The following is a 23,270-nucleotide window of genomic DNA, read 5'->3' on the forward strand; positions in this document are numbered from 1 at the left end:
GGATATTTTTCAACTGACTTTTTTATGCTTCATTTTGGGGACTACCCTTTTGTCCGGTATACGGTGTTTTTCACTTTGGGCATTCTGTGCTATGCCTGGATGGGTGAATTGGAAATCTATTGGCTGTATGGAGGATTCCTGTTTTGTTTTGCGGGTTACTATTTTTTGCTGAGTCAAAGTCTATTTCAGAAAGGCTTTTCCCAAAAACTCCCGCTATCTATAGCTGCCTATGCAGTTTGCTTTTCTTTTGGTCTGGTCCTAAGCGGAAAACAGGATGTGTTGAGAAATCCGATACATATCGTAAATGCCGAAGAGGTAAAAGCTTGGATTGGGGTGGCGCAGGATAGGGACGAACCCAAGCCCAAAAGCAATAGAAACCTCGTAAATATTCTGGAGGTGGAAATAGCTGAGGGTTGGGTGAAAAGCGAGGGTAGGGTAATCATCTACCATAAGGACAGCCTCAATCCCGGGGATGTGATTCTGGTAGGACAGCCACTGCAACGGGCAACAGGTTTTGCCAATTCGGAAGGGTTTGATTATCCAAAATTCTTGGCTAGGCAGCAGATCTTTCATTCCATGTTTGTGTCGGACTTGAAGGTAATTGATAAAGTCAGCAACAATCCCTTAAGGTTTTTCTTTGAAGATTGGAGAGGCTATTATGCTGAGCAAATAGAGCTTTATTTGCCAAGCGAAAGCAGCAGGCAGATTGCCAAGGCCCTCCTGCTGGGGCAGAAAAGAAATCTGGATAAGGAAATCACGGAGGCATTCAGTACTGCGGGGGCCATGCATGTGCTGGCGGTTTCCGGCTTGCATGTGGGGATAATTTACGGATTTTTCTTTCTGTTTTTCAAACCCAATGATTTACCCACTTTCAAAAGATTCCTTTTCCTGTCTGGGCTTATTATTCTGATTTGGGGCTATGCCTTCGTTACTGGGCTGTCCCCCTCGGTGCTGAGGTCGGCTACCATGTTTACCCTGATGGCGCTAGCTCAAATGCAGTCAAGGTCTCCTTCCATTTTCAATGCGGTAGCCATTTCGGCCATGTTGATTCTGGTCTTTGACCCAAACATGGTGTACAATGTGGGGTTTCAGCTTTCCTATGCCGCATTGCTGGGCATATTGCTTTTTCAGCCCCTTATTGTAAAATTGTGGCTGCCTAAAAACAGGGTGCTTGGTTATTTTTGGGTCATCACCTCTGTGGGAATTGCGGCACAGTTGGGGACTTTTCCGATCTCGGGGTATTATTTTCAGCAGTTTCCGGTCTACTTCATGTTCTCCAATTTGGTAGCCATCCCCGGGGCCTTTTTCATTATGGCTATTGGGATTCCATTCCTACTTTTGTCAGGTTGGACATTTGCAGCCATATGGCTGGGAAAAGGTTTGGGTTTATTAATCGGAGGGTTTAATGCGGCCATGTTTTTCATTCAGGATTTGCCCTACTCCAAAATTGCCAATATCGGTATGGATGGCTTTGAGATCTTTGGGTATTATGTCCTGGTTTCTTTGATGCTGTTGCTTTTCCATGCTCCCAACAGGAAAGTTTTGATTGGCATAATGCTGCTGGTTTTTTTGGGAGGGGTGCATAATTGGGTCAAGGTGATTGGCAGCGGAAAGCCGGGCTTAATAAAGCCTCTGGACAAATCAGTAAGTTTGCTCAAGGATAAAAGCCTTGATAAGTTAACTCTGGACTGATTTATTTTTCTAATTTTGATGAAAGACAAGAATACTTTTTGACCAAAAAAACAGATATGGAAACCCAAATAACCACAGAAATCAAAGACCGGATAGGTTACATCACTCTCAATAAACCAGAAAAGAGAAATGCCCTGAATGCGGATATGGTGGCCGACCTGAAGAAGGCGCTCAACAAGATGGCGGCTACGGACAAGGCCAAAGTCATCGTGATCCGCGCAGCGGGCAAAGTGTTTTGTTCGGGAGCTGACTTGGCCTCGCTGCAGGCGCTACAGAGCAATACTTATGAGGAAAACCTGCAGGACAGCAAGAGCCTCAAAGAGCTTTTTCACCTGATCTACACACTTCCCAAGGTGGTGATCGCGGAAATCCAGGGCCATGCTTTGGCTGGTGGCTGTGGTTTGGCGACGGTCTGCGACTTTTCCTTCAGTGTGCCGGAGGCAAAATTTGGCTATACTGAAGTGCGGATAGGCTTTGTGCCAGCGATCGTGAAGGTTTTCCTTTTGAGGAAAATTGGCGAAGGGAAAAGCAAGGAATTGCTGCTGGGTGCTGAACTTATTGAAGCGGAAGTGGCCAAAGATTACGGGTTGATAAACACGGTGGTGGAGGCTGAAAACCTTGCCTCTGAAGTATATGATTTTGCCCAAAAGCTGATTAATCAAAACTCCGGTTTGGCCATGGGGCTTACCAAGCAGATGATTGCCGAAGTGCAGGGCATGGACCTTGCTGATGGCCTAGAGCATGCTTCAAAGATCAACGCCAAGGCTAGGGGTACAGAGGACTGTCAGAAGGGGATTGCCGCATTTTTGAACAAAGAAAAAATTACCTGGTAGATTGAAAACAAAAGCGCTAAGTGTACTCAAGCAAGTTTATGGGTTTGATGATTTCAGGCCCATGCAGGAGGATATTGTCCTTTCGGTAGCGGGTGGGCAAGATACCTTGGCGCTATTGCCCACCGGGGGCGGGAAGTCCATCTGTTTTCAGGTGCCAGCCCTGATGAAGGAAGGGATCTGCATCGTGGTGAGTCCCTTGATCGCGTTGATGAAAGACCAGGTGGATAACCTCCGCAAAAAGGGGGTGTTGGCGGTGGCAGTATATTCTGGGATGCGAAAAAGGGAAATCGATACGGTGCTGGATAATTGTATATACGGCAATTACAGGTTTCTCTATGTATCTCCCGAAAGGCTAAAAACCGAGCTTTTCCGCGAACGGGTAAAGCAGATGAAGGTCAATATGATTGCCGTGGATGAGGCGCATTGTATTTCCCAATGGGGTTATGATTTTCGACCGCCTTACCTAGAAATAGCCGAACTCAGGGAGATCCACCCCAAGGTTCCCGTGATTGCCCTTACCGCTTCTGCTACCGATGTGGTGCAGCAGGATATTTTGGAAAAGCTCAAAATGGTCAAGCCCAAGGTTTTTAAGAAATCATTTGCTAGGGCCAACTTGTCCTATTCTGTCAGGATGGTGGAAAATAAGGAAGAGAAAGCTTTTGAAATCCTGCAGAAAATCCCTGGAAGTGCGATTGTATATTTGAGAAACCGCAAGGCTACCAAGCAGGTCAGCCAGGCCTTGTCATATATGGGGATTTCCGCTACTTTTTATCATGCCGGTTTGGACAATGCCACGCGTGAGGCCAGGCAGCAGGATTGGATCACGGGGAAGGTCAGGGTAATCGTGGCCACCAATGCTTTTGGGATGGGGATCGACAAGCCGGATGTGCGGACGGTGATCCATTTGGACCTGCCGGAAAACCTCGAAAATTATTACCAGGAAGCCGGGCGGGCGGGCAGGGATGAAAAGAAGGCTTATGCCGTGCTGCTTGCCAATGAAAAGGATTTGCAGATTTTGGCCGAAAGGGCAGAAAAAAGCTATCCCCCTATAGAATTTCTCAAGCGGGTTTATCAATGTTTGGCCAATTATTACCGGATAGCGGTGGGCAGCAACATGATGAGTAGCTTTGATTTCGATATTTCAAAATTTACCGACACCTACAATTTGGAAGTTCTTTCCACCTATAATGCCTTGAAAGTGTTGCAGGAGGAAAACCTGATCGAGTTGACCGAAAGCTTCTTTGTGCCGTCCACTTTGCATTTTTTGGTGAATCACGGCAAACTATATGAGTTTCAGGTGTCCTATGGCAAATTGGATCCCTTGATAAAAGTGCTTTTGAGAACCTATGGCGGGGAGCTGTTTGTGGAGTACCTCAGGATCCACGAAAACAAATTGGCCCAGGCGCTAAAAATTCCAGAACAGGAAGTGGTGAGGCAATTGGAGCAGATGGATAATTTGGGAATCCTGGCCTACAACAAGCGCAAGGATCAGCCACAGGTAACTTTCCTGACGGCCAGGATGGATGCGGGGAAATTGCCGCTCAACCAAAAGAGGATTGCCGAGAGACGGGAAAACGCCAGACAGAAGGCCCAGGCCATTACAGCTTATACCAAGCAGGATAGGATTTGTAGGACCGTGCAGCTGCAGAATTATTTTGGGGAGGACACCGAGAAGGAATGCGGGGTGTGTGATGTTTGTGTGCAAAATAAGAAAAGGAGTACTGTGATGGACAGGAGTTTGGGGTTGCGACAGGCGGTTTTGGCAACTTTGTCGGGTGGGCAGGCGTTGTCAATGGACGAGCTGACCGAAAAGGTAGCTGTAAAAAATGATTTGGAAACCGTAGCCCTACTTCGGGAGTTGGAAGATGAGGGGCTGATCGCGAGGGGCGCCGACGGCAGGATAAAAATGAACTGATTATGAGTTTTTGGGATGAAATTGTAGAAAAGCTATTCGGCAACAAGCAGGGCAATGTGGCTTTTAAGGAGAATTTCATCCAAAAAGAGGCCGATGCCGAGCAGGTGAAGGAATGGATGTACGGTGAGGGGGCCGAGGTGATGGAAATGGTGTATAAAAACTACCACCTGCAGAAAGCTTCCATCAGTGCAAAACCTTTTGTGAAGCTGTACAACACGCCTTACGCCAATGGATTCGCCTTATTTTATCAAACTCCCTTGGAACTCCATTCTTTTTCCAATCTTTTCTTTGCATTTGGCCAGCGAATAGTAGATTTGGGATATCGAAAGGTCAGTCAGGACAGAAAAATCCAGGACATAGGTACGGAAGTAAAAACAATTGAGAAACAATATTTCAAACCGCCCATTCAAGATAAGGATTTTGGCCAGAAAATTGATCAATTATTTGGTAACGTAAGTGTGGAGAAAGTTCTTTTCAATGATAAGCCGAGTTATATCACAGTATTGGTAACCGTTTATTCGGACCGCCTCTATCAAGACGCCAAACCTTTTGATGAATTTGTTGAGCAATTGTTTAATCACCACAATGAATAAGCTGCAATTAAGAAAATTACTCGAAAACTACCGGACCCCCTTTGAGGAGGAGAGTCTGTTCATAAGCGACTTTATCGCTTTGACGCACGATGATCTGGCATTTTCCCGTCAGCGGGTGCAGGGGCATTTCACCGCTTCTGCTTGGATAGTAAACCGAAGAAGGACGCACGCCCTGATGACGCACCACCGCAAACTTAACCGTTGGCTTCAATTGGGCGGACATGCGGATGGAAACGAAAACCTTTTGGAAGTGGCCATGAAAGAAGCCAGAGAAGAAAGCGGATTGAATTCACTGCGCATTGTGGATGTTTCCATCTTCGATATTGACAGGCATATCATCCCCGCCAATCAAAAAGATCCCGAGCACTTTCATTATGATGTGAGGTTTCTGATAGAGGCATCTATCGATGAGCCCTTGGTCATCAGTCCTGAAAGCAAGGATCTGGCTTGGGTGCCTTACGAAACCGTGGAGGACCTAGTTGGCAACCAGCCGTCCATTTTGAGGATGCTGGAAAAAACCAGCAAATCACAACTTGCAATTTAACTTTACCTAATTAAATGAATAAATATTCCATGGAAGATGTAAAGTCTTCCTTTTCCTTTTCTATCCCCATCCAAGTCAAATTTTCGGATATCGACGGCTATATGCACGTCAATAACGGGATTTATTTCAACTATTTCGAGCACGCCAGGGCGGTTTACCTTTATAAGGTTTGCGACTGGGACATGATGAGTACAGGGGCTGTAGTGGCCAATGTCAGCTTGGATTTTTTGAGCCCTATCCACCTGATGGACGAGGTACAGTGTTATGTCCGCACCATCAAGATCGGCAAAAGTTCCTTTGTGCTGGAGCAGGTATTGGCAGGCAAAACTTCCAAGGGCGCTGAAAAAGTTTTCGCCTCTGGCAATGTGACCATGGTAACCGTGGATATGAAGACCATCCGACCTACGGAAATCCCTGAAGAATATGTGGCAAAGATGAGGGCTTTGGATAAAGTGGGGGAATAGGGAAGATTAGAGACGGAAGACGGAAGGCCGAAGCCGGGAGACGGGAGATTGCGGATATACCTGTAAGTTTTTCTATATTTGTCAAAAAAACACCTTTACCGTGATCAAATATCTAAGTTTATTCATCTGCGTTTTCATATTTGTCAGTTGTTCTCCCTCGGAGCAGGAGCTTTTCGATGCAGGAGTGGAAAACCTGGAATCAGGTAACCATTCCAAAGCTGTGGAATACTTCGACCGCGCTATTGAGAAAAACCCTGAAAACACCTCGGCCCACAATGCCAAAGGGGTGGCCTATTTCAATATGGAGCAATATGATGAAGCTATAGCATCTTTCAACGCCTCCATTGCTGTGGATTCAGCTTCCTACAAGCCTTTTTACAATAGGGGAAATGCCTACTTGGAAAAAGAGGAGTATGTGAAAGCCCTGCAGGATTATAACTATGCCAGCAGCCTCGATCCGGGGGTGATAGATATCTATTACAATAGAGGGGTGACTTTGTTGGCAATGGAAGAATTTGAAGATGCCATTCTAGATTTTGAAATGACACTACAGGCTAATCCGGAACATGGACAGGCATTTTTCTATAAAGGGAAGGCCGAAATGGAAAACAACCAGCCCTTGGAGGCCATTGAATCCTTAAGTAGAGCCGTGAAAATTGATACCCGAAACGGTGCAGCATTTTACCTATTGGGAATCACCCAGCTGAGTGCTTTGGCTATGAAGGATGAAGGATGCAGAAACCTGCAGAGCGCCTTGCAGTTGGGCTTCACGGAAGCTAAAGAGTGGATTGAAGAGTTTTGCGGTGAGGAATAATGGCTGAGATAGGTCAAAATATCCAAAAGGCTAAAAGTCTTCTCGAGCAGGGAGAACTTGTCGCTATTCCAACCGAAACAGTATACGGTCTTGCAGGAAATGCCCTGGATGCCCAAGCGGTTTCCAAGATTTTTGAGACCAAAAACCGGCCGAGTTTTGATCCCCTGATTATCCATGTGGGAAAAATCGAGCAGGTGTCCAAATATGTAAAATCGCTGCCCGAGGAGCTGAAAAAACTGGCTGAAAAATATTGGCCAGGGCCTCTTACGCTTTTGTTGCCCAAAAAAAACATAGTCCCGGATCTGGTGACCAGCGGACTGGATCAGGTGGCGATAAGAATTCCCAACCATCCCTTAACACAGGGACTTTTGGGTCAACTGGATTTCCCATTGGCCGCTCCCAGCGCCAATCCTTTTGGATACATCAGTCCTACTAAAGCCAAGCATGTCAACGATCAGTTGGGGGATAAACTTGCTTATATCCTTGACGGTGGTGAATGCCAGGTCGGGCTGGAAAGCACGATTATAGGTATGGAGGAAGGCGAGATTGTGATTTACCGATTGGGGGGGATGGATGTGGCTGAGGTGGAATCCGTGGTGGGGCCTGTCAAGGTGCTATCCCATTCATCCAGTAATCCCAAAACTCCTGGCATGCTGAAAAGCCATTATGCGCCTAGGAAGCCTTTTGTACTTGGCAATTTGGACACTTTGGTGGAAGAGTATGAGCAGAAAGGTGAGGATTATGGGGTGTTGAGTTTTGAGAAAAGCTTTCCCGGGCTTTCGGCCGATCGACAGGTGGTATTGAGCCAAAAAGGTGATTTTAAGGAGGCTGCCCAAAAACTTTTTGGCGCACTAAGGGATTTAGATGAGGCAAAGGTTTCGGTGATTTTGGCCGAACTGCTCCCAGAAGAAAGTTTGGGCCGAGCCATAAATGATAGATTGAGAAGGGCTGCTGCCCAATAGCGATAGTCGAAAGACATACCCAGATAACCATTATCAATTTTCTAACTTAATTTTCTAACATGAACAACCAAGTCAAAACAGTCGATCAGGTAAATTTTAAAGGCAAGAAAGCGTTGATCCGTGTGGATTTCAACGTACCGTTGAATGATAATTTTGAGGTGACCGATGATACCCGTATCCAGGCTGCAATTCCCACGATCAAGAAGATTTTGGGTGATGGCGGTGCGGTGATTTTGATGTCACATTTGGGCCGTCCCAAAGGCGGAAAAGAGGATAAGTTTTCCCTTCGGCATGTGGTCAGCAAACTGGAATCGGCTTTAGGTACAAAGGTTAAATTTGTCGACGACTGTATCGGTGATGAGGTAGAAAAGAAAGCATCAGAGTTGAAGGATGGTGAGGTGTTGTTGTTGGAAAACCTGCGTTTTTATAAGGAAGAGACGGCCGGTGATGAGGGCTTTGCAGAAAAGCTTTCCAAGCTGGGAGATATCTATGTAAATGATGCCTTTGGCACTGCCCACAGAGCCCATGCGAGTACGGCCATTATTGCCAAATTCTTTGATGAGAAAGTTGGTGGTTACCTACTCAATGCTGAATTGGATAATGCCGACAAGGTACTTGACAGCGCACAAAAGCCCTATACCGCTATCATGGGTGGGGCGAAAATTTCCGATAAGATCTTGATCATTGAGAAACTTTTGGATAAGGTGGATAACCTGATCATAGGTGGCGGTATGTCCTATACTTTTGCCAAAGCCCAAGGAGGCAAGATCGGCAATTCCCTAGTGGAAGAAGACAAGCTTGAGCTAGCTTTGGAACTTATCGAAAAAGCCAAAAAGAACGGTGTCAAGCTGCTGTTGCCAAGTGATAGCGTGATTGCAGATAAGTTTGACAATGAGGCAAGCAAGGATACTGCTCCCAACAACGATATACCTGATGGCTGGATGGGGTTGGATATCGGAGAGGAGTCCAGGAAGACTTTCTCTGAGGTGATTAAAAACTCCAAAACTGTTCTTTGGAATGGCCCTATGGGTGTTTTTGAAATGAGCAGTTTTGAAGGGGGCACCAAGGCCATTGCTGAGGCGGTGGTGGAAGCCACCAAGAATGGGGCTTTCTCTCTAATTGGAGGAGGTGATTCAGCTGCTGCGGTGAACAAGTTTGGCTTTGGTGATGATGTATCTTATGTATCCACCGGTGGAGGTGCGTTGCTTGAGCATATGGAAGGAAAAGTGCTGCCAGGAGTGAAAGCGCTGTCCGAATAAAACATTTTGAATGACATTTTATACCCAAGGGATTTTCTCTTGGGTATTTTTTTTAGGCTTTTAGCTGAATTGGGAATTCCTTAGCGCGGTCGTGGATATGCGATTTCCACATTTACGACGCCGTCCCTGATCATATCTATTTTTCTGGCGGCACTCCGTGAAAGGTCAATTACCCGGCCTTTTACAAATGGGCCCCGGTCGTTGATCCTTACCGTTACGGTTTTGCCGTTTTTGAGGTTGGTGACTTTTACTTGGGTGCCAAATGGGAGTGTTCGGTGCGCAGCTGTCAGTTTGTTGTGGCTGTAGATTTCCCCATTGGCCGTTTTTCTGCCTTGAAACTTGTTGGCGTAATAACTCGCCTTGCCGCTTTGGGTGACCATTCTCGACTTGGAGGCAGTGCTGGTAGCGCGTGGCGCACAGGATGAAATCAGAAGAAAAGAGAACAAAAGCAGGGTTAAGCTTACTCGGGAAAACATGGTAATGATATAATTTTGACCAATTTCAGCAAGTCCAGTGCCATTCTGCTTAATTAACAACAACTAATGAATGTTGAACTTCCTCATGAATACCCAGTTCCGCATTATGGAATCTGATTACCAGAGGGTAAGTGCCAATTGGGGCATTTTTGCCGTTCATCGTTCCATCCCAAATGCATAATGGGGAAAGTGGGCCATTGTTTGGCGTGGCGCAGTGAAAAACCAGTTCTCCTTGTCTGGTATAAATAAACACCTCAATTTCCTGTACTACCTCATCGGCAAAGATTCTGAAATCCTTTTCCGGATCCAAGGGGTTCAGGGCATTTGGGTATTTCAACAGGCGCTCGCAAAGGTCTCTAACTTCAAAATCAAAAAACGCATTACAACCCAGTTCATCCCAAACTTCCAGCTGGTAATTGCCTTCTTCTACAGGAGCAAAGGTGGGATCAGTACTTATCACCGAACCGTTTTGGCTCCAAAAGTACATCTCAAATTCTCCAGGGTTTATTCTGGGCAGAATATTTAGCTCGATACAGATGCCTACCTCATCCTGAAGGCTAACTTCAATTTCAGGGCTTTGGATCACCTCGAAGGTGGCAGAGCCAAGGTTGCAGCCGATTTCATTTCGAAGTATGACCTCATATGTGCCATCCATCTCAACATCGATACTCATTTGGTCAAAAAATTCGATCAAGGGAACCCTGTCGCCGTTTTCATAAAAATACCAATCGATGCTATAATCATCCTCAAATGAAAAGTCCGCAGTAAGCGTGGTAAAGGCATCCGTTCCACAGAAAATATCACCATCCAAACTTACTTCAACCTCCTGAATGGGATCCACCACCTCAAATTCCAAAGGCTCTGAAGGACAAGGGCTACTCGAACGAGGCTGTACATCCAGATAATAGGTGCCTGGTCCTGGGGGCAGGAATGCTGGATCAATAGACAGAACAGTGCTGCCATCTGAAGCCAGCCACTGAATATTCACCTCCTCGAATTCCCTATCCAAGGTGGCAGTGTACAATTGGTTACCAAAACAATCCAACAGCTGTCTATTGATGTCGAACTCTATTTGTGAGCTGATGGTGACATTAAAGGTTCGCGTACGTGGGCATAGTGGTGAATCCGGGTCAGTAGGTACTCCCAATAAGGAATATCTGCCAGACTCTTCTATTTCAAAAGCTTCATCAGTGATGCTTGTTCCGTCAGGGTAAGTTAAGGTGTATTCCAAATCTTCATCTCCATTTGGTACAAATTCATAAAACTCACAGGCCGCAATAGTGGGCGGAACAGAGAAGTCTACCTGGTCTGGGCCTTCCACTAAATAAGTTTCCGAAGTAGGGCTGATACAATCATCTTCACCGCCCACTTCCACACTGTATTCACCTTTAGGTACTCTTACCTCAACATTTGTTCTGTCCGTAAAGGAACCTGTTCTAGTTACAGGACCTACCACCCTGTAAGTACCTGTCTGTGCTTCTCCTCCAAAATCTATGGTAAGCACCCCATCGCTGAAGCCGGTAGGAGAACATGTTTGGGGGGTAGCGCTGACGGTAAAAAGTATGCCATCCTCGGGGTTGTCGTTTTCGATGCTGACTGATCTGGAGACCGGGCAGCCGTTTAAAGCCGCCCTGACGGTGTAAACCATCGGGAAAAGATCTTCAATGATCAGTTCCTCACCTGGCTCCAATGAACCGTACTCCTCGCCATTTACTTCAATATTTTCCAATAAGGTATCGGCTACTATTTGAAAAGATCCGGTTGGATTCTCGCAGCTTTCTGCATCTGACAGCTTTGTAATGTTGAGCTCGGGAGCTGACTCGACCAATAGGGCGAAAGAATCTGAAACCGGGCAGCCAGGTCTATTCGGATCCTCAGCCTCAAAAGAGATAATATACTCACCTATGTCCTCAAGATCATTCGTGTTGAGATTTAGTTCAAATGAGGATTCAATGAAGGTTCTGGCAGGCTGTCCTTCTTTCTGATAATACCAATCTATAGAGATGGGGACGTCCGGTGTGTAATTGACCGTGGCACCTAAGCAGGCAGTGTCGGTGGATGGCGTAACTTCAACCTCAAGAGAAGGTCTTACTATAACTTCTGCCACTGCTTCGCAAAAGCCTGATGAAATGCTTGCAAAATAACGGCCTGGTTCATCGACTTCAATTGTATTGCCCGTACCGATTATATTTTCGCCAGCATCAAGCCATTGTATAGTATATAAAGAGAAATTTGGGTCAGCAGGGTTAAGCGCTTCTAGCGCAAAGCTTTCTCCCGCACAAAGAGTAACTACTCCTGGCAATGCAAAAGAAGGTCCGGGTATTACCGAAAATGGCTGCGATTCCCTATAGAAATCAGGGTTTCCATCCCTTGCCACCCTTACATTAATGGTATAATTCCCCAATACCGTAAAGGGAACTGTGATGCTTTCCACTCCTAAACCGTCTCTGTAATAAACCTCAAATCCCTCGCTGTCCGTCACACTCCAGAAATAAAAATCAGTTTCGGGATTGCCTCCAGCGGAAAAGGTAGCTTCCTTTAGAATATAGGTCAAACATACGCCATCAGGTCCTTCAAGTTCGGGGGTGTTATAGTATGCGTCCTCCGAGATGGATGAGGCAGACTTGGTGACCATTACCAAACCTACAGCCATGAAGGCCAATAGCGTGAAAAAGTAGGAAAAGCGCATCTTAAGTTATACTTTAAAAAAATAATCAATAACAAAAGAAGTGCTATAAAATGAAAAATACTGCTTTTTTTCACATAAAAGCAGTATTTTTTGTCTATCTAACGAAGACCCATTCTTTTTCTGTACTCAACTTTTCATCATACTCGTATCCCTCATCATTGAAAACCTTCAGTTTGTCAGGATCATCGATCTGGTTTTGGATAATGAAATTGGTCATCATTCCACGGGCCTTTTTGGCGAAAATACCGATGATCTTATACTTCCCATCCCGGTATTCCTTGAAGGTCGGACTGATGATATTGGCCTTTAGGGTTTTCTTATCTACAGCCTTGAAGTATTCCTGGCTGGCCAGGTTGATGATGGTCTCTTTGCCCAATTTATTTAATTCTTCTGCGATTTTGGCACCCCAAAATTCATAAAGGTCTTTGCCTTTATCATTTTCCAGCTTGGTTCCCATTTCTAATCGATAAGGCTGGATCAGGTCCAAAGGCCTAAGCAAGCCATACAGGCCGGATAGTATGCGCACATGGTCTTGGGCAAACTTCAGTTCTTGATCACCATATTCCTCCACTTTCAGTTGCTGATACACATCGCCTTTAAAGGCGAGTAAGGCCTGCTTGGAGTTGTCAAAGGTGAATTTTTTCTTAAAGTTCTGATACCTTTCTTCATTCAGCTGGGCCAGGTTTTCACTTACGCCCATGAGCTCTTTAATGTCAGAGGCATTTTTGGTTTTCATGATCCCGACCAGCTCCTGTATGTCTTTTTTAAATATAGGCTCGGTAGCCAGGTCTACTTCGGTAGTGCTTAAATCAAGTGTTTTTGCGGGGGAAATTATCGTAATCATAGTTTGTTTTCGGTAAAGTTTCACGCAGCGTCCGCAAAGATTCGCTACGAACGCCACGTGATTTTTGTAATTGTAATAAGTATTATTCCAATACCACTACAGCGGTTTTGATCTCTTTTTTCAGATTTTGTCTCACACTCTTAAACCTGATAATGACCGGATATGTTCCAATAGGCACGGTTTGGCCCCTTACGGTACCGTCCCATTCCAAAATCGGCACCCTAGGTGGGGTGTCTACCTGCTCATCCACATGGATCAGCTCACCCCATCGGTTGTAAATGAGGAGCTGGACCTCGTTGACAAATTCATTGACATAGACTACAAACCATTTATTGGGGTCGCGTAGGTTCATGGCATTTGGAGTGATGACTCTAGGTTCGCAATCCTCTTCGACCATGAAAGTGGTCATAGCCATACAGCCCTCTTCGTCCCAAACTCTTAAGGTATATTCGCCAGCTCTAGTTGGTAGAATAGAGTCGTCCACACTAAAAGGTACCTCTTCGTCTTCAAATAACCATTCATACTGAGTGTAATTTCCAGCAAAAATGGGCTCTTTTGGAAACTCTTCAACTGCGCAAATGACATACCTATCATCTAGAGTTGGCGTCTGAATATTGGAGTCCAAGATAGTAACCCTGTCTTCACCCACCACACAGCCAAACTCATTTAGAATTTCCACAAAATACACCCCTCCATCTTCAGCTGGAATGGTAGTTTCGGGTCCAGAAGAAAGTGGTACATTGTCCAGGTACCATTCGAAGCTCATTCCTTCCCTGAAGTTTCCTGTAACAGTAATGGTATTTCCTTCATTTCCGCAGAAAGATTCTGGGACAAGTTCAGCTGGTATTGTTCTGAAATCAATAATTATTGGATCAGGGTGAGGTATTGGACAACCATCGGGGGTGATGATCTGGAAAGCATACTGTCCAGAAGGCAGGTTTTCGATGGTATTAGGAAGCCCTTCGCTAAATTCCCCCGTCCAAGTCTCCCCTGATCCTTCTCTTACCAATTCATAAGAAGCGGTAACCGGGATGCTGGAGAAAGTAACGGTAATTGAGCCCAGTTGGTCATCACAGTCTGCTTCAAGATCCAAATCATATTCATAATTGGCAGGAGGGGAAATGTTGTCAATTCTGGCGGTTCTGGTAAACTCACAGCTGTTGTTGCTGGCTAGAAAGGTGTAAACCCCAGGGGCGAGATTTTCTAATTGCTCTACTTGTCCAGGTTCTAAATTCTCAAAGGAAAGGTCCAGTTCCTCAATGACCAAGCTTTCTATAGGAGAATTAACTGTCAGAACGATAACTCCCTCTGGATTGTCACAGTCTACCTCAATATCCAATACCTCAATTGTGTAGTCAGGCAGTGGGTTTACCAATAAAGGATTTCTTTTTTCAATCATGCAATCCTCCACCAAGGGGTCTTCTGCAACGAAAATGATGTCAAATTGCCCTGCGCCTAGAATTTCAGTGTCCAATTCCAAGGTTTCAGATGTTTGCAGGCGAATCCTATCTTCTTCCCCTTCAAGCTGATAGAACCACTCACCTTCAATTGGAGTATCAGGCTCAAACGTTACAATTTCCCCCACGCAGACTTCCTCATCGGACTGCTCCACTTCAAACTGGAAGGCTGGTCCTACAAATATGGACTGGGTGTTTGGACAGCTTAAAATTTCCGCATCTGGTGTGCCCTCTGGGATACGGTGGCGGACTCTTACGGTATAGATACTTTCCTCATTTACCGTAATCGTGTTTGTAGTACCTAAAATTTCCCCTGCAGCATTCACCCATTCGAAAATGTAATCCTCCTCATTAAAGCCATCAGCTTCTTCGTCCATTGCGGTAAGTTCGATCTCATCACCTGCACAAAGCACCGCTTCGTCCTCAAGAATCAGTGTGGGAGGGGCAATCACCACGACTTCCATTTCATCTTCAAAGTAAGTTGGGTCACCACATCTGTCTACTCTTAATTCTACAGTAAAAGTGCCGTCAGTTGGGAATTCATATTCAAGATTTTGGGCTTCCTCACCTCCTTCTTCTTCATGTATGATATCGCCATCTTCATTTCGGATAGTCCAAAAATATGTGTCAATATCCGGCTCACCACCTCCTTCAAAAAGTCCCCAGGCACCTTCTTCAGGATCCAAGCAGAGTTGCTCAGGGCCATCAAGGGCGGGCTCTGGAATGGCGCTGCCGTCCATGTTCACAAATGCAGGTAGTCCCAAGTTGGAAGTGCCGGGCATTGGATCGTGGGCTTGGGTATTGTAGAAGTGTCTGGTAGTACAGTCCTCATCGGAAATTTCCAGCGTCTGGATTTGCCCGATCACACTCTGGCCTGGCCTCGCTACATATACCTGACCATCTGGCCCGATTTGCAGGGCCCCAAAGTCACCTTCACTGGTAACTTCCATGCGGGTATCTACGATACAGCTTTCTCGCTCACCTTTTGTGTTTGCGTTGTCCAGACATTCAAAACAGCCTTCGATAGGCTCAATGATAAATTCTTCCACACGGCTGTTTCCACCTCGGTAACTCACATATATTCTGGACCCGTCGCCAGAAAATTCCACGCCATACACTTCTCCATCACCACCCAGATCAATGGAGGCATACTCGGAAAGCTCACCTGTTTCGGAATCAAAATCGAAGATTTCCACCCAGTTGTTTGTACCGTCACTAAAGGTGATGGCCACTTGGGAACCGTCAGGGCTGAATTTCATGGCTCCGATTTCCCCGGAGTCAAAGTTATGGTTTTGTCCCACCGCGCTGAATACTGGCTGCCCGATACCCTGGGGGCCCACAGGATATGCCCGGAAAGTATTGTTGCCGGCCTCGTGGAAGAGCACCCAGGTCGGGCTGCTGCCAGCGGCGGCCATCTTCTCGGTACTTGTGCTGAACAGGAAATTGTCCTGAGTAGGCACGCTGCCAAAGCCAACCCCTGTTGGCGGACTGCCCTTTAAATCTACTGTTGAGAATTTAGCCTCGCCATTCCCAATAGTAAATAAATAATATAATGTCTCGTCTTGAGGAACGGCAACAGCCAAAATGCTTTGACCAACATTGGGGTCCCCTCCAATGTTTTCTGCTAAGACATCACCAGTCGCATTCCAAACAGTAGAGCCATCAGAGTAAAATAGTACTTCCCCAGCCGCATCGGAAATAGTGGTAACCCCGGCAGGCATATTGGATGGGTGTCGGCTGGGGATTGGGCGGGGAATAGGGCCATCAGGATCGTCAGGATCGGGGTTAAAATCCAATCCCGCTCCATCACCAAAGTACCAGATGTTGTTTTTCGGGTCATCAATGTCCCAAACATTTACTCGGATACTAGCATATGCAGTACATCCCTCAGGATTCATCGGATCTCTTACCAGCACCCAATAAAGTCCCGGTTTATCGGTAATACAAGGTCGCTCTTTTGGTCCCCAGCCTTCTTCTTTTCTATCTGACCAGAAATACACTAGATTATCCATGCCCCCACCGCCAGGGCCTCCTATACCCCCGCCACCTTGCTGGTCATCACCCATGCTAGCTTCTAGCCATGTGTCAATATCAAAACATTGACCAGCACAAATGGTGGTGTCCTGAGGAGTAAATTGAGCCTCAATTGGATTTTCGTTTAAAGTAATGGTATTGGTGACATCCATTGTTGATCCATCCGCAAATGTTACTGTCAAAGTAACTGTAACAGATTCCTCCGCAGTGGCGTCTGCCGGGATAAGAAGGTGCTCTTGGTCAAGATCCAGCTCAATCGGTTCTCCATCTGCATCTACAAGCTCTGCAGATAGCTCCCATTCAAAAGAAACAGGCCGGAAATTCCTCGGGGTGATCTCAGAGGTTAGTTGTATGGGGTTGTTTTGACAGGGTTGCTCAGGCTGCCAGGTGAAGTCCACCACAGGGTCGAGCTCGGCATTGGGGGAGAAATTGGGGAAGGTGGTGCTGCAGAAGTCCGCCTGGTCAAATGGGTCTTCGTCCACCGTGACTTCTAGAATATCCTCCTCATTGGGATTTTCTACTACCCCTACGTAAATGGCGTCCAGCCCCGGCTCACTGTATAGGTAATATAGCCGGCCATCGGGACCGACTCTTATGTCATATATTTCTTCGATCTCGGTTTGCAGAGGTATAGTTTGCGCAGGTAGATCAGGGTCCGTAGTGGAAATTCTGATCAGTTCATTGCCTCTTGAGAAATACATGTATTCCCCATCGGGGGAAAATTCCACCCCGTTGATGGGCGTTCCGTTACCGGTGCCTTCAATTGTGATCAGTTCACCCAGACTGCTTCCGTCAGGTTCAATGGTGAGGATATGAATGTCCTCATTTGGATCTTCAGGAATAAGAACCAGCTCCCCCGACTCCTCATCGAAATACATGGATCTGACCGCAAAGGGCAGAGGGGTGGTGATGGGATCCTCAAATTCCCCAGCCACATCGGTAAAACCGCGTGCTACCAGATTGCCCCCTTCTATGGTCAGAAGAAAGGTGGTTTCGGCCGGCCTCACTACGAGGATCGGCCCTGTGACTCCAGTGGTGATCTGAATATCTTTTTCAGTAATGGCTCCCAGGGGAGGTTGGCTGCCCGTGGCTCCTCCTGGATCATTCATGTCTACTATGGAGTAATAAAGATTACCAACATCATTTACATAAAAAGTGTAATAGAGTTTGTCTCCATCCACGTCATAGTCTAGAATCCCAATGGCAACGCCTTGTTGAGAGTACTGGTCACCAATTAAACCAGGTGCACTTCCTGTTATTCCCTCTCCAAGGTTGTTAAAAATAAGTTCGCCATCGGTGTAAAAAATAACATTGCCTGAAATTGGATCTATTGCTACCGAAACATTGTTGCTTCCAAGATAATTTTCAATGTTTCGAATTGTTGGAGTATTTCCTTTCCCAAAAGATATAGCTTTGGCAAAACCACTTTCTACGCCATCTAAACCACATCCGAAGATCCATTCGTTGTTGTTGAAACCTTGGGCCTGGTTTTTGTTAAAAGAAGAAATGAGCCCGAAAATCAGCAGGCTGCAAAAAATGAATTTTATTTTTAGTAAAGAATACGGAATTTTCATATTAAATAGCTGCCAATAAAACACCCGAATTGGCAAAACGTTTATATAAGCTAGTCATCTTCAAATAAACGAACAAATAATTGTTTAAGTCGCACCTTTATATTGTTTTTTTTACTACCCTGCTCCTCAGCCTTTCCTATCAGGCTTTTGGTCAGGATCCCCAATATAGCCAGTACTATGCTGCCCCGATGTATCTGAATCCCGCCCTTGCCGGGTCGGAACTGACCACCCGCATCGGGCTCAACTACCGCAACCAATGGCCCGGACTGGACGCTAATTTCAGCACCTTTTCGGCTTATGTTGATACCTATAATGAAAATTTAAACAGCGGCTTTGGCTTTCACATGATGAATGATGTGGAGGGGGCTGCCGGACTCCGGTCATTGAGCCTTTCGGGTTTGTACTCCTATGAACTCCGCCTCTCTGAAGGGGCTTATTTCCGTCCGGGGTTTCAGGCGAGTTACATCCGCAGGGATATAGGTTATTATGAAAACCTGATCTTCGCCAACCAGATCAACCCGACCGACCCCTTTGGGCCGACCCTGCCCGGGCCGAACGAGGATTTGGGGACACCGGTGAACATGCTTTCACTTTCCTTCGGGGGATTGTTTTTCACGGAAAACTTCTGGCTCGGCGGTGCCGCCCACCACGTCAACCAGCCCAACCAGTCCTTTTTGGACGGGGTGAGCCCGCTACCGTTAAAATGGTCCGTACATGGAGGTTACAGGATTTCGCTGGGACAGGGACCGATGCGTCAAGATTTTACCCACACTTTCAAGCAACGCTATATCACGCCGACTTTTAATTATAAAAGACAGGGACCGTTTGAACAATTGGACCTCGGGGCGTATTTATATGCAGAACCACTTATTGTGGGTATGTGGTATAGAGGATTGCCTTACAAACCAGTTGAAAGTCAAAGTAACCGTGATGCCATTGTGCTGTTGGTCGGATTTAGTCTGCCAACGGGATTCAATGTAGGTTATAGTTTTGATTACACGGTTTCTCAACTTGGGATCCAGTCGGGAGGAGCACACGAAATTAGTTTGAGCTATATTTTTCCAGATCCAAACCAAGGTAAACCAAGAAGAAGGGACACCATCCTTCCATGCCCCAAGTTTTAATAAAACCTGTGTATGGATCCGGCATTGCTGAAGTACCTTTTGTTAGGTATCATTACGTTGAACCTTATATTTGAAAAGTCCATCAACTGGCTTAATGTCAGGAGGGCCCATTGCTTGGTGCCTAAAACCTTGGAACAGTACCTGAGCCAAGAAAAGGTAACCGAGTCGGAAGAATACCAAAAGACAAATTACAATTTCGGGCTGATCACGGGCTTATTTACCTACCTTATTACGGCAATCTTCATCCTGTTTGGTTTTTTTGGTGATCTTGACATCTGGCTGCAGGATTTTGTAGGGGAACCGCTCTTGCGGTCTCTTATTTATATCGGCATTCTGTTTATTGGCTCGGATCTGCTCTCTCTTCCTTTTGATTATTACCACACTTTTAAGATTGAGGAAAAGTTTGGCTTCAATAAAACCACCCCCAAAACCTTTTTCTTGGATAAGTTGAAAAGCTACTTGCTTTCCATCACCGTGGGGGGCGTATTGCTCTTAGCCCTCTTTTGGCTGATTCACCAGATAGGAAGTGACTTTTGGTGGATTTTCTGGGCTGTGGCGATGGTGTTTATGCTTGCGGTAAATTTGTTTTACACCGCTTGGGTACTTCCGATTTTCAATAAATTAAGTCCGCTGGAAGAAGGGGAGTTGAAAAACCGTATTCTTGCTTATGCCAATTCCGTGGGGTTTTCACTTGATAATATTTTTGTGGTAGATGGCAGCAAACGGTCCACCAAGGCAAATGCTTTTTTCTCAGGCTTTGGAAGAAGGAAAAAAGTCGTACTGTTTGATACCTTAATCGAGCAACATACGCCGGATGAGTTGATCGCCGTACTGGCCCACGAAATCGGGCATTACAAAAGAAAGCATATTTGGTACAACCTGCTCACTAGTTCGCTGCAGGTGGGTGTGATGCTTTATATATTGTCTTTGGTGATTTACAACGAAAACATGAGTTTGGCTTTGGGAGGAAACCAACTGGCTATCCATTTGAATCTGATTGGATTTACCATGCTTTTCTCTCCGATTTCCATGCTGTTGGGTGTGGGGTTAAACATGATGAGCCGTAAACATGAATATGAGGCGGATGCTTTTGCCAAAGAAACCTTTGCAGGGCAGCCCCTGGCAGAAGCGCTAAAGACCCTGTCCGTAAAAACCCTCAGCCATTTGAATCCACATCCCTTGTATGTATTTGTCCATTATAGCCACCCGCCTTTATTGAAAAGACTGGCCAAGCTGGAAGGTTAAAGGAAATCAACATCCACGTTGAATGGATATTTCATTAGATACTGCAGGGCTTCTTCCACTTTGAAATTCTCAAAAAGCACCTTATAGAGATTTTCGGTAATCGGCGCCCTCATACCTGTGCTTTCTGCAAAAGTCTTGATCAGCTTCACCGTATTGATCCCCTCTGCCACTTCCTCCATATCGGCTATGATATCCGGCAGTTTTTCTCCATTTGCCAGCCTAAAGCCAACCGTGTAATTTCGGGAAAGTTTAGAGCTACAAGTGGCTACCAAATCCCCGATTCCTGCCAAACCTATGAAAGACTTGGTGCCTCCGCCCAAAGCTTTTCCTAGATAGATCAATTCCACCATGCCTCGGGAAATCAACAATCCTTTGGCATTCTCTCCCAATCCCATGCCGCCAAGTGCACCAGCGGCGATGGCGATGATGTTTTTCAACACCCCACTCAATTCCACGCCGATGATGTCTTGGTTGCCATACACTTGGAAGCGGTCGTTGCGAAGCAGTCGCTGGCCTTCCAAGATTACCTCGTTGTATTTACTGGCAATCACCGTGGCAGCTGGTTGCTTGAGGGATAGTTCCTTGGCAAGGTTGGGCCCGGCAAGACAACCCACCCGCACCACTACGGTTTCGTTGAGGATTACCTCACTCATGGTGGCAATATTGTCCCTTTTGATTCTGTCTACCGTCTCCAAAGTTTTGCCATCGGGCAGGAGTAAGGATAAGCCTTTGGTGCCGTGAATCAAGATGTGGTAGGGGTGAAGAAAAGGCGCAAATTGCTGCATCACCTCTCGGAATCCAGATGAGGACACGACAGGAAAGAGGATTTCACATTTTTGGCAAATGTATTCGATATCTGAAGTGGCCTCGATTCTAGGATGCAGGTCTCTTCCTCCTGCCGTATGGCGGGCGTTGATCTCTTCGACCACGTCGGCTTTCCGCGCATATACGATCACCTGGCTTTTTTCGGCCAGCATGTTTGCTATTGCGGTTCCAAAACTTCCAATTCCAATTACTCCAACGGGCTTATTGCTCCTAGAAGAGTTTTTCAAGATCATATCCGTCAAGTCTGTTGTGATAAAAATAAAGGAGGTTCATGTCCTCGGTGATGATGTCGCCATTATCATTCAAGATCAATGGGCGCTTGGAGTGGTAAAGGCCCACATTGCTCAATCCATGTGCGATGATGCCGTCAAGGTCCTGCTTCAAGTGCGGGGCAATATGCACCTTCCCGGCGGCTCTGATTTCCTTGATTCTGTTGAGCACCCGTTCACATTCTGCTCTGAATTGAGCATAAGGGATCACCAAATCCTCTTCCGGCAACCTAAGCAAACTGAACAGGTCAAGTTTCCTGTTTTGGCGTTTGAAGATCTGAAATGCGGTAAAGGCGACCAAATGGCTACTGAACACCCGGTTGATTTTGTGGAATTCCTCAACGATCCGGTTGCCCAGTCTAATTGTATATTGGTCCTCCCGCTGTGTGTCTATGGAGATTTTTCCGTCTGAAACAAAGTAATCACGCGTGTCTATATTTCTACCGTGGCTGTCCAGACTCTTGCCGTCCTTGTCCACATAATTGCCCAAAACATCCATGGCTTTGCCTATGGAGACTGAAATGTCGGAGCCTTTGGTGAAGAACTTTACCAAGAATTTGGCTATTTTGAGCGAGTCAGAGAATTCATCGGTCTCTTGATAGAACCTTTCCTGACCTGTAATCGATAGATGTTCCTGAATCAAACTTGGCGCCTCGAGTACAAAATGGTAATTGATCGTTACCGGGACGATAAATATTTTACCGCTAATGTCATTGAGGTCCTTTTGGTAATTTGCCCGCTGGGCTTCCACGGCAGTGCTGAGTAAGCCAAGTTTTAATTTGGACTCGATTTTCCCACTCCTAGAGCGTGTACCGCCCGGGAAGAACAGGCTATGACAGCCAAACTGTATCGCTTCACTCGAATAGGTTTTGAGCGTTTCGATGTAGGGAAGGTTCTTTTTCCTTCTATCCACCTTGTAGGCACCCAAGGCATTCATGAAATAGCTAAATATCTGGATATTGAACAGGTTGAGGCCTGCTCCATATATATAAGGGGGCATCCCCAAGGTGCTGATGGTCCATCCGATCAGAATGCTGTCCAGATTGGAGAAGTGGGTGGGCACCATAACCACGGTCCCTTTAGAAGCCAGATCCCTTAATTGTTCGGTTTCTCCAATGATCTGGATTTTATCCTGAAGGGTGTATTGGGTACTAAAAAGGGATTTGAAACCTTTTACCCTCGCCGCATTGAGCAATCTCGAAAAACCATAGGTAACCAAGCGCCTGGTCGCTTTGTAATGGCTGTGTTTGAAATTACTGGCAATTTCCTCAGCATATCGGGTGGTGATATCATGAAGAATGTTGTGGTAAGCTGTTTTTTTGTCCTTATTAGAAAGATTGCTTTCGGAGGTCAGGTGTACCATTGCCGATTTCACCTTTGACCAAAACTCATAATCATCCTCCGGATCTACCAACCAGGGGTTCTGTTTGATCCTGAGCTTTTCCCGATACAAAGTCGTTTCCAGTTCCTCCCTCAGTATCTCCATGTTGTTGCCAGTCAGGGCGATAATGCGGTTTCTGGCCGCCAGCGCCACAGCTTTGATAAACTCCTTTCGGTGTTTGCTGAGCTTCACGACGGGCCATTCGTCTTTTTGGGGAAGGATTGGGGCGTACTTATGCTTTATGTAATCGTCAGTCAAGGATCTCTAGTTTAAACG

General features: G+C 46.0%; 17 protein-coding genes. 11 read left to right on the forward strand and 6 right to left on the reverse strand.

Annotated elements, in window-relative coordinates:
* The first annotated feature begins 24 nt into the window (after positions 1 to 24).
* The 9 genes from KI659_RS07845 (at position 25) to KI659_RS07885 (ending at position 9,076) form a co-directional block, all read left to right on the forward strand.
* Positions 25 to 1,692 carry a ComEC/Rec2 family competence protein gene (locus tag KI659_RS07845; RefSeq protein ID WP_213944797.1) on the forward strand — a complete coding sequence of 556 codons (1,668 nt, stop codon included), beginning with the start codon at positions 25 to 27 and terminating at the stop codon, positions 1,690 to 1,692.
* A 56-nt stretch (positions 1,693 to 1,748) separates the two neighbouring features.
* Positions 1,749 to 2,525, forward strand: a complete 777-nt coding sequence (locus tag KI659_RS07850; protein ID WP_213944798.1) for an enoyl-CoA hydratase/isomerase family protein — start codon at positions 1,749 to 1,751, stop codon at positions 2,523 to 2,525.
* A 1-nt stretch (position 2,526) separates the two neighbouring features.
* The gene (locus tag KI659_RS07855) at positions 2,527 to 4,440 is read left to right on the forward strand and encodes a RecQ family ATP-dependent DNA helicase (RefSeq protein ID WP_213944799.1); all 1,914 of its coding nucleotides are present in this window, start codon (positions 2,527 to 2,529) and stop codon (positions 4,438 to 4,440) included.
* Between the two features lie 2 nt (positions 4,441 to 4,442).
* Positions 4,443 to 5,033: a hypothetical protein gene (locus KI659_RS07860; RefSeq protein WP_213944800.1), complete on the forward strand. Its 591-nt coding sequence runs from the start codon at positions 4,443 to 4,445 to the stop codon at positions 5,031 to 5,033.
* A complete protein-coding gene (locus tag KI659_RS07865) occupies positions 5,026 to 5,577 on the forward strand; it encodes an NUDIX domain-containing protein (protein WP_213944801.1) in 552 nt (183 codons plus the stop codon). Before KI659_RS07860 ends, KI659_RS07865 begins: the two co-directional genes overlap by 8 nt.
* Positions 5,578 to 5,591: 14 nt before the next feature.
* The gene (locus KI659_RS07870) at positions 5,592 to 6,041 is read left to right on the forward strand and encodes an acyl-CoA thioesterase (protein ID WP_213944802.1); all 450 of its coding nucleotides are present in this window, start codon (positions 5,592 to 5,594) and stop codon (positions 6,039 to 6,041) included.
* 100 nt (positions 6,042 to 6,141) lie between these two features.
* Complete coding sequence (locus tag KI659_RS07875) at positions 6,142 to 6,855, forward strand: tetratricopeptide repeat protein (protein WP_317195940.1); 714 nt, start codon at positions 6,142 to 6,144, stop codon at positions 6,853 to 6,855.
* Entirely contained in the window at positions 6,855 to 7,817 is a 963-nt protein-coding gene (locus KI659_RS07880) for an L-threonylcarbamoyladenylate synthase (RefSeq protein WP_213944803.1), read from the forward strand. The genes KI659_RS07875 and KI659_RS07880 overlap by 1 nt, the downstream gene beginning before the upstream one ends.
* Before the next feature lie 59 nt (positions 7,818 to 7,876).
* The gene (locus tag KI659_RS07885; protein ID WP_213944804.1) at positions 7,877 to 9,076 is read left to right on the forward strand and encodes a phosphoglycerate kinase; all 1,200 of its coding nucleotides are present in this window, start codon (positions 7,877 to 7,879) and stop codon (positions 9,074 to 9,076) included.
* Positions 9,077 to 9,156: 80 nt separating this feature from the next.
* Here KI659_RS07885 and KI659_RS07890 read toward each other — a convergent pair whose 3' ends face one another.
* The 4 genes from KI659_RS07890 to KI659_RS07905 all read right to left on the reverse strand — a co-directional run bounded on the left by KI659_RS07890 (position 9,157) and on the right by KI659_RS07905 (position 18,150).
* Positions 9,157 to 9,615: a septal ring lytic transglycosylase RlpA family protein gene (locus KI659_RS07890; protein WP_246535331.1), complete on the reverse strand. Its 459-nt coding sequence runs from the start codon at positions 9,613 to 9,615 to the stop codon at positions 9,157 to 9,159.
* Positions 9,602 to 12,241, reverse strand: a complete 2,640-nt coding sequence (locus KI659_RS07895; protein WP_213944805.1) for a hypothetical protein — start codon at positions 12,239 to 12,241, stop codon at positions 9,602 to 9,604. Before KI659_RS07895 ends, KI659_RS07890 begins: the two co-directional genes overlap by 14 nt.
* Before the next feature lie 94 nt (positions 12,242 to 12,335).
* Positions 12,336 to 13,085, reverse strand: a complete 750-nt coding sequence (yaaA, locus tag KI659_RS07900; protein WP_213944806.1) for a peroxide stress protein YaaA — start codon at positions 13,083 to 13,085, stop codon at positions 12,336 to 12,338.
* An 82-nt stretch (positions 13,086 to 13,167) separates the two neighbouring features.
* Positions 13,168 to 18,150 carry a T9SS type B sorting domain-containing protein gene (locus tag KI659_RS07905; RefSeq protein ID WP_213944807.1) on the reverse strand — a complete coding sequence of 1,661 codons (4,983 nt, stop codon included), beginning with the start codon at positions 18,148 to 18,150 and terminating at the stop codon, positions 13,168 to 13,170.
* Positions 18,151 to 18,230: 80 nt separating this feature from the next.
* Here KI659_RS07905 and KI659_RS07910 point away from each other — a divergent pair, with 80 nt between their 5' ends.
* Together KI659_RS07910 and KI659_RS07915 are read left to right on the forward strand one after the other, a co-directional pair.
* Positions 18,231 to 19,274, forward strand: a complete 1,044-nt coding sequence (locus KI659_RS07910) for a PorP/SprF family type IX secretion system membrane protein (RefSeq protein ID WP_213944808.1) — start codon at positions 18,231 to 18,233, stop codon at positions 19,272 to 19,274.
* A 12-nt stretch (positions 19,275 to 19,286) separates the two neighbouring features.
* Complete coding sequence (locus KI659_RS07915) at positions 19,287 to 20,519, forward strand: M48 family metallopeptidase (protein WP_213944809.1); 1,233 nt, start codon at positions 19,287 to 19,289, stop codon at positions 20,517 to 20,519.
* Here the strand turns inward: KI659_RS07915 and KI659_RS07920 are convergent.
* Entirely contained in the window at positions 20,516 to 21,577 is a 1,062-nt protein-coding gene (locus KI659_RS07920) for an NAD(P)H-dependent glycerol-3-phosphate dehydrogenase (RefSeq protein ID WP_213944810.1), read from the reverse strand. The two genes, KI659_RS07915 and KI659_RS07920, sit on opposite strands and share 4 nt — an antisense overlap.
* Positions 21,555 to 23,252, reverse strand: coding sequence for a 1-acyl-sn-glycerol-3-phosphate acyltransferase (locus KI659_RS07925; protein ID WP_213944811.1), 1,698 nt, complete (start codon positions 23,250 to 23,252; stop codon positions 21,555 to 21,557). Before KI659_RS07925 ends, KI659_RS07920 begins: the two co-directional genes overlap by 23 nt.
* Positions 23,253 to 23,270 lie beyond the last annotated feature (18 nt).

The sequence above is a fragment of the Litoribacter ruber genome (genome assembly GCF_018449405.1).
GTDB classification, from domain to species: Bacteria; Bacteroidota; Bacteroidia; order Cytophagales; family Cyclobacteriaceae; genus Litoribacter; species Litoribacter ruber.